This is a genomic window from Massilia niastensis DSM 21313 (assembly GCF_000382345.1).
In the GTDB taxonomy this organism is placed as follows: domain Bacteria; phylum Pseudomonadota; class Gammaproteobacteria; order Burkholderiales; family Burkholderiaceae_D; genus Telluria; species Telluria niastensis.
Genome location: NZ_KB908081.1, coordinates 154,695 through 161,844, shown reverse-complemented (window position 1 = coordinate 161,844; position 7,150 = coordinate 154,695). Strand labels below are relative to the sequence as shown.

At 66.5% G+C, this 7,150-nt stretch carries 6 protein-coding genes; 1 reads left to right on the top strand and 5 read right to left on the bottom strand.

Going from position 1 to position 7,150, the window contains the following annotated elements; genetic code table 11:
• From H162_RS33090 to H162_RS0105485, 5 genes are all read right to left on the bottom strand, one after another.
• On the bottom strand, window positions 1-164 hold a 164-nt coding region (locus H162_RS33090; RefSeq protein ID WP_211223684.1), incomplete at its 3' end, for a transposase domain-containing protein.
• Between the two features lie 234 nt (window positions 165-398).
• Window positions 399-3,092, bottom strand: a complete 2,694-nt coding sequence (aceE, locus tag H162_RS0105500; protein WP_020652452.1) for a pyruvate dehydrogenase (acetyl-transferring), homodimeric type — start codon at window positions 3,090-3,092, stop codon at window positions 399-401.
• Between the two features lie 244 nt (window positions 3,093-3,336).
• Window positions 3,337-4,542, bottom strand: a complete 1,206-nt coding sequence (locus H162_RS0105495) for an NAD(P)/FAD-dependent oxidoreductase (protein WP_020652451.1) — start codon at window positions 4,540-4,542, stop codon at window positions 3,337-3,339.
• Between the two features lie 93 nt (window positions 4,543-4,635).
• Window positions 4,636-5,079 carry a cupin domain-containing protein gene (locus H162_RS0105490; RefSeq protein WP_229451945.1) on the bottom strand — a complete coding sequence of 148 codons (444 nt, stop codon included), beginning with the start codon at window positions 5,077-5,079 and terminating at the stop codon, window positions 4,636-4,638.
• Window positions 5,080-5,089: 10 nt separating this feature from the next.
• A complete protein-coding gene (locus tag H162_RS0105485; RefSeq protein WP_020652449.1) occupies window positions 5,090-5,530 on the bottom strand; it encodes a carboxymuconolactone decarboxylase family protein in 441 nt (146 codons plus the stop codon).
• Between the two features lie 148 nt (window positions 5,531-5,678).
• On the opposite strand from H162_RS0105485, the gene pdxR reads away from it, so the two are divergent.
• Window positions 5,679-7,118 carry a MocR-like pyridoxine biosynthesis transcription factor PdxR gene (pdxR, locus tag H162_RS0105480; protein ID WP_020652448.1) on the top strand — a complete coding sequence of 480 codons (1,440 nt, stop codon included), beginning with the start codon at window positions 5,679-5,681 and terminating at the stop codon, window positions 7,116-7,118.
• Window positions 7,119-7,150 lie beyond the last annotated feature (32 nt).

Genomic DNA, 7,150 nt, shown 5'->3' with positions numbered 1-7,150 from the left:
AACCACACTACCTGCTGTGCTGGCAAACGTCTTCGTCGAATGCTCGCCTTACCTGTATGGCTGAGCGCCTGCTCGATCCACTCAACTGGCAGATGCTCACCCAGCCGTTGCCAATCAGGAGCGGGAAGATCTGCGGTTACAAGTGGGAGGGTATCGGCTAGCATCGGAACCGCAGGTTAACAGAGCCGCTACACGTTTACAACAGCCAAATGATCAAAGGCGGCTTAACTTAACCGCATTAGACTCTGACCCTAATTTTCTCAAGCGCAATTGTTCGGTGTTGGCTTGCATTTTGATTGGTTGATGGCACTGGTGTCGTTTTCTGTCATCCATAAAGAACCAAAAAAGCCCCGCCCGGTTTTCCGGGCGGGGCTCCTTTTTGCGTGTCGGTCTGGCGATCAGACGGCGACGGGATTCGGCTTCGCGGGATCGAGGCCATACTTGGCGATCGCGTCGGCCACCGTCTGTTGCGGCAGGACCTGGTCTTCGGCCAGCGCATGCAAGGCGGCGAGGCAGATCCAGAAGCGGTCGACTTCGAAGAAGTGGCGCAGCGCGGCCCGGGTGTCCGAGCGGCCGAAGCCGTCGGTGCCGAGGACCACGTAACGCCCCGGGACGAAGGCGCGGATCTGCTCGGCCAGGGCGCGCACATAGTCGGTGGCGGCGATCACCGGGCCGCGGCGCGATCCCAGCAGGCGGGTGACGTGCGCTTCGCGCGGCGCCTCCTGCGGGTGCAGCATGTTATGCCGCTGCACCGCCTGGCCGTCGCGCGCCAGTTCGGTGAAGCTCGGCGCGCTCCAGATGTCGGCGCCGATGCCCCAGTCCTGCTCGAGCAGCCCGGCGGCTGCGATGACCTCGTTCAGGATCGTCCCGGCGCCCATCAGCTGCACCACGTGCCGGCGGCCGCTCGTGCTCCTGCGCACGGAGTACATGCCCTTGACGATGTCGTCCGCCACCCCGTCGCCCTCCGGCATGGCCGGATGGGCATAGTTCTCGTTCATCACGGTGAGATAGTAGAAGACATCCTCCTGCTCCTGGAACATGCGCCGCATGCCATCCTGGACGATGACCGCGAGCTCGTAGCCGAAGGCCGGATCGTAGCTGACGCAGTTGGGAATCGCCGCGGCGTGCACGAGCGAATGCCCGTCTTCGTGCTGCAGGCCCTCACCATTGATGGTCGTGCGGCCCGCGATCCCGCCGAGCAGGAAGCCGCGCGCGCGCATGTCGGCCGCCGCCCAGATCAGGTCGCCGACCCGCTGGAAGCCGAACATCGAGTAGAAGATATAAAACGGGACCATCTGCTCGCCGTGGGTGGAATACGAAGTGGCGGCGGCGATCCAGTCGCTCAGCCCCCCGGCCTCGTTGATCCCCTCCTGCAGGACCTGGCCCGACTCCGATTCGCGGTAGTACAGCAGCTGCCTGGCGTCCTGCGGCGTGTATTGCTGGCCGCGCTGGTTCCAGATCCCGACCTGGCGGAACAGGCCTTCCATGCCGAAGGTGCGCGACTCGTCCGGCACGATCGGGACGATCCGCTGCGACAGCGCCGGATCCTTGAGCAGGATGTTCAGCAGCCTGACGAAGGCCATCGTGGTCGACATGCCGCGCCCCTCGGGCGTGCCCTTCAGCAGCGACTCGAACGCGGACAGGGCGGGCGCCGGCAGCGGGCTGGCATGGCTGCGGCGCGCCGGCAGGTAGCCGCCGAGCGACATCCGGCGCTCGCGCATGTACTGCAGTTCCGGCGCGTTCTCCGCGAATCTCAGGTAGGGAATGTCCTCGATGTCCTCGTCGCGGATCGGCAGCGCGTACTTGTCGCGGAAGGCCAGCAGGTCGGAGCCCAGCATCTTCTTCTGCTGGTGATTCACGTTCGCCGCCTGCGCCGTCGGCCCCATGTCGTAGCCCTTGACGGTCTTGGCCAGGATGATCGTCGGCTGGCCCGCGGGCCGCACCGCCTCCCGGAAGGCGGCATACACTTTGTGCGGATCGTGGCCGCCGCGGTTCAGGTCCCAGATCTGCTCGTCGCTCCAGTCCGCGACCATCGCCCGGAGCTCCGGCGTGTTGAAGAAATGCTCGCGGATGTAGGCGCCCGACTGGGAGCGGTAGGTCTGGTACTCGCCATCGACCACCTCCATCATCCTTTGCACCAGGGCGCCGGAGTGGTCGCGTTCGAGCAGCGCGTCCCATTTGCCGCCCCAGACCAGCTTGATGACGCGCCAGCCGGCGCCCTTGAACAGCGTCTCGAGTTCCTGCATCACCTTGCCGTTCCCGCGCACCGGGCCGTCGAGGCGCTGCAGGTTGCAGTTGACCACGAAGATCAGGTCTTCCAGCCGCTCGCGCGCCGCCATGCCGATCGCGCCGGTCGACTCGGGCTCGTCCATCTCGCCATCGCCCAGGAACACCCAGGTCTTGCGGCCCTCGGTCCGTACGATGCCGCGCGAATGCAGGTATTTCATGAACCTGGCCTGGTAGATCGCCATCAGCGGCCCCAGCCCCATCGAGACGGTCGGGAACTGCCAGAAGTCCGGCATCAGCCAGGGATGGGGATAGGACGACACGCCGCGGCCCTCCACCTCCTGGCGGAAGTGGTCGAGGTGGTCCTCGCTCAGGCGCCCGAGGAGGAAGGCGCGCGCATAGATCCCGGGCGAGCAATGCCCCTGGATGAACAGCAGGTCGCCGCCATGCTCGCCGGACGGCGCGCGCCAGAAGTGGTTGAAGCCGACATCGTAGAGCGTGGCCGCGGAGGCGAAGGACGCGATGTGGCCGCCCACATTGCTGTGTTTCGCGGCGCGCAGCACCATCGCCATGGCGTTCCATTGGGTGTAGGCGCGGATCCGGTGTTCGGTCTCGCGGTTGCCCGGCATGGGGGCTTCCTGGTCGCGCCGGATCGTGTTGACGTAGGGCGTGCTGATCGAGAACGTGTGCTGTTCGCCCAGCGTCCTCACATGTCCCACCAGCCGCTCGATGAGGAAGCGCGCGCGACTCAGTCCGCTGGCTGCGATGGTGCCTTCCAGTGCGTCCAGCCATTCATCGGTTTCCACCGGATCCTCGTCGTTTCCGACGTGACGGCGACTGGGCTGGGTTGGGATGGGATGCGACATGACTTTCTCCTGATGTGGCGGCTCGATGGACGCTTGCCGGGAACCGCATGGAATGAAGCGGGTGGAGCGGGAGGGAGTGAAATGGGCGGCGGCGTGCTCCCTTCCTCGATCGGGGAACCCTCCGCCGGAGGGTGCTGCGGGCGGACGCCGGCTGGCGTCCGCGGGCACCTGGCGCCGCCGGGCGCCAGGCTGTGAGTCGAGCGGACGCCGGGGGCGTCCCGCATGCAGTGTCAGGCGCCGGGTATCAGGCGACGACCGTGTTGCGCCAGTCGGCGGCGTCGAGCAGCGCCGCGCGTTCCGGGACAGGCGGATAGATCCACTCGGTGTTGATCTGGGTCTTCAGCGCCTTGGCCTTGGCGCCGATCATCTTGATCGAGCGTTCCCAGCCCTCGGTGTACACCGCGCCCCAGCCGCCGAGGTCGAGGCAGGTGACGTAGAACGGCTGGCGGTAGGCGACCGTCTCCAGGCCGAGCAGGTCGGCGGCGATGTTGTGGCCCGCATGGCGGCCCATGTTGATCGCGTGCTGGCATGCCATCATGGCGTGGTTGCCCTGGTCGTCGGTGGCGGCGAGCGCCACGTCGCCGGCGGCGAAGATGCCGGGCGCGCTCGGCACGCGCAGGTCGGGGGTGACATGCAGGCGGCCGGACAGGTCGCGCAGTTCGGAGACCTGTTCGGTCAGCGCGCTGGCGCGCATGCCGCCGGTCCAGATCACGGTCCTGGCCTCGACCCGGCCGCCGTCGGCGGTGGTCACGCCGTTTTCATCGAGCGACACGACCGAGGTCCCGAGCAGGCACTCGACGTTCAGCCTGTACATCGCTTCTTCGATCACGGGACGCGGGCCCGGGCCGAGCTCGGGGCCGATCTGCTCCGCACGCTCGATCAGCACGACGCGGTACGCCTTGTCGGCGCCGAGGGCGGCGCGCAGGCGGGCCGGCAACTCGGCGGCGACTTCGATGCCGGTAAAGCCGCCACCGACCACCACCACCGTGTCGCGGGCTGCCGACTGCGGTTGCGCGGCCAGCGCCGCCAGGTGCTGGTCGAGCTCCACCGCCTCGTCGTACTGGTCGACGCTGAAGGCATGCTCGTGGATGCCCGGCACCGGCGGACGGTGCATCTTGCTGCCGGTCGTGAGCAGCAGGCGGTCGTAGCCGAGCTTGAAGCGCTCGCCGCTCGGGCTGACCGCCTCGACGCTGTGGTCGCGGCGATCGATGCTCACCACGCTGCCCTGGATGTAGCGCACGCCGGCCGCGGCCAGGTGCTCGGCAATCGGCGTCGCCATGATTTCCGGCTCGTGTTCATGCAGGCGCGGGCGCATGTGCAGGACCGGTTCCGGCGAGATCAGCGAGATCTCCACTTCACCCGATTTGCCTTCATTCTCGAGAACGCGCGCTGCGCCCAGGGCGCCCCACAGGCCGGCGAAGCCGCTGCCGATGACAAGGATCTTTTTCATAATCGTTACTTCCTTCAATTTCTGGATTCAAGCAACTCCGACTGTGTCAGTCGGAGTAAACAAAGTGTAGCATGAATGGTCGAGCGCGTGTCTTTACTTTCTGGACAGGGGCCGCAGGACCGGCTCGCCCTCGCCCGTCACCAGGTAGACCAGCAGTTTCGCCGGCTTGGTGCGGCTGGCGTTGCGCGACACCAGGTGCGGCACCTCGGGCGGTTCGTACCATGCCTCGCCGGCGCGGTAGGTGACTTCCTTGCCGCCTTCCAGCTGCGAGACCACCGCCCCCTCCAGCACGTAGGCAATCACGGTACCCGGGTGCACGTGCGGGGTCGACACCTGACCGGGGAGGTAATCGACGGTGATCACCTGGATTTCCTTGCCTGGCGCTTCCTTCAGCACCTGTTGCTGCACCAGCTTGATCTTTTCCCCGCCGGCAGGCGCATCGGCAGGACCATGGGCCTGCGCGGAAACCGCGACCAGCATGCTTGCGCCTGTTACGGCTGCCGCCGCGCACATGTTCACGAATCGTTTGGTAAGCATCGCTATCCTTTCAGAGGGTTGGCATTTTGCGGAAACCGATTGCGAGCCGGTTCCACACGTTGATGGTGGCAATCGCCAGGGTGAGATCGGTCATCTCTTTTTCATTGAAGTGGGCGGCCAGTTGCTTGTAGTCGGCATCGGGCGCCTGGGTTTGCGCGATCAGGGTGATCGCCTCGGTCCAGGCCAGCGCCGCCCGCTCGCGGGCGCTGAAGAACGGGGTTTCGCGCCAGGCCGATACCGCGTACAGGCGGCGTTCCGATTCGCCGGCCCGGCGCGCCTCGCTGGTGTGCAGGTCGACGCAGAACGAACAGGCATTGATCTGGGACGCCCGCAGCTTGACCAGGCTGACCAGTCGCGGCTCCAGTCCAAGACGCAACACGGAACTCTCCAGGCTGATCAGGGTCTCCATGGCTTCCTTGGAGGCTGAGTAGTAGTCGATACGCTTGTCCATGCCGGACTCCGGGTTCACAATGAAGATGGCTCATCATAGGTGTCGTCCCTACGGCATCGCGAAGCCAATTCCGGCTAAATCGAGGAGTCCACCAGCGCGCGCCTTCCGCCGCCCGATTGCTTTGTTTACAATCGGCAAGAGGACAATCATGGAACTTCATATCAACATCGAGGGCCACAAGGACCTGAGTGGCCAGATCTACCGGCAGCTGCGCGAGGCGATCCTGACCGGCCGCCTGGCCGGAGGCGAACAGATGCCGCCGTCGCGCCTCCTGTCCGAGCAGCTCCGGGTCTCCCGCAAGACCGTTGCCGAGGTGTATGCCAAGCTCACGCTGGACAACCTGCTGGTCGGCCAGGTCGGCATCGGGACCTTCGTGCGGGCCGCGCAGCCGGCCAGGATCCGCCCGCAGACCGGGAATGACTTGGCGGGCTCGGCCGTGGTAAAGCGCTGGAGCGAGATGGCGACGCCCTTGCGGCATCGGCTGCCCGAGGGGCAGTCGCGCTTCGAATTCATCGGCGGGTTCGTCAACCGCTCGCCCTTCCCTACCGAGGCCTGGCACCGCTGCGTGAAAAGCGCGCTGCGCCAGGGCGAAGGCATGCGCGGGCGCTATGCGGAGACCGAGGGCCTGCTCGCGCTGCGCCAGGCGGTCGCCAGCTACATCGGTTTCTCACGCGGCGTGCGCTGCCGCGAGCACGACCTGGTGATCACCAACGGCGCCCAGCAGGCGCTCGACCTGGTCTCGCGGGTACTCATCGAGCCGGGGGCGACGGTCGCGGTGGAGGAGCCCGGCTATCCGCCGGCAAGGCAGCTGTTTGCCAGCCAGGGCGCGCGGGTGGTGGGGGTTCCGGTCGATACGGAGGGGATCGTGGTGGAGGCGATTCCGGACGACTGCCGCCTGGTCTACGTCACGCCCTCGCACCAGTTCCCGCTCGGGATGCCGATGAGCGTGCCGCGCCGCCGGGCCCTGCTGGCGCGGGCGCTGGCCGTGGGGGCCATCATCGTGGAGGACGATTACGACAGCGCGTTCCGTTATGAAGGCCGGCCCGAGGATTCCCTGCAAAGCATGGACGAGCATGGCGTCGTCGCCTATGTCGGCACTTTCTCCAAGGTGATGCTGCCGGAGATACGGATCGGCTACGTGGTCGCGCCGCCGGCCATCCTCGACGCCGTGCTGACCGCCAAGCACCTGTCCAACTGGCACAGTTCCACGCTGCTGGAGCAGGCCCTGGCCAACTTCATCGAGGCGGGCCACCTGCAGAAACATGTACGCCGCTGCCGCGAGGTCTATGGACAGCGGCGCGACAAGCTGCTGCAGCGCCTGAACGGCGACCTGTCGCCCTGGCTCGCGCCGGTGCCGATCGCTGCCGGTTTCCACCTGACCGCCTACCTGAAGCGCGAGCTCGACCTGTCGCTGCTGCTGCGGCTGGCGCGCCGCGTCGAGGTCGGCCTGTACTCGAACGACAATTTCTACGCCTGCAGCACGCCGACGCCGGCGCTCTTCTTCGGCCTCGGCGGGATCGATACCCTCGATATCGATCCGGCGCTGGACCGGGTGCGCTCGGTGCTGCAGGAACTGTCGCCGCGCTAGCGACGGCGGTCCTGCGACAGGCAAACGGCGCC

Coding starts and splice junctions, on each gene's coding strand:
- aceE (WP_020652452.1), bottom strand. CDS start 3,092: ATGTCGCATCCCATCCCAACCCAGCCCAGTCGCCGTCACGTCGGAAAC.
- H162_RS0105495 (WP_020652451.1), bottom strand. CDS start 4,542: ATGAAAAAGATCCTTGTCATCGGCAGCGGCTTCGCCGGCCTGTGGGGC.
- H162_RS0105490 (WP_229451945.1), bottom strand. CDS start 5,079: ATGCTTACCAAACGATTCGTGAACATGTGCGCGGCGGCAGCCGTAACA.
- H162_RS0105485 (WP_020652449.1), bottom strand. CDS start 5,530: ATGGACAAGCGTATCGACTACTACTCAGCCTCCAAGGAAGCCATGGAG.
- pdxR (WP_020652448.1), top strand. CDS start 5,679: ATGGAACTTCATATCAACATCGAGGGCCACAAGGACCTGAGTGGCCAG.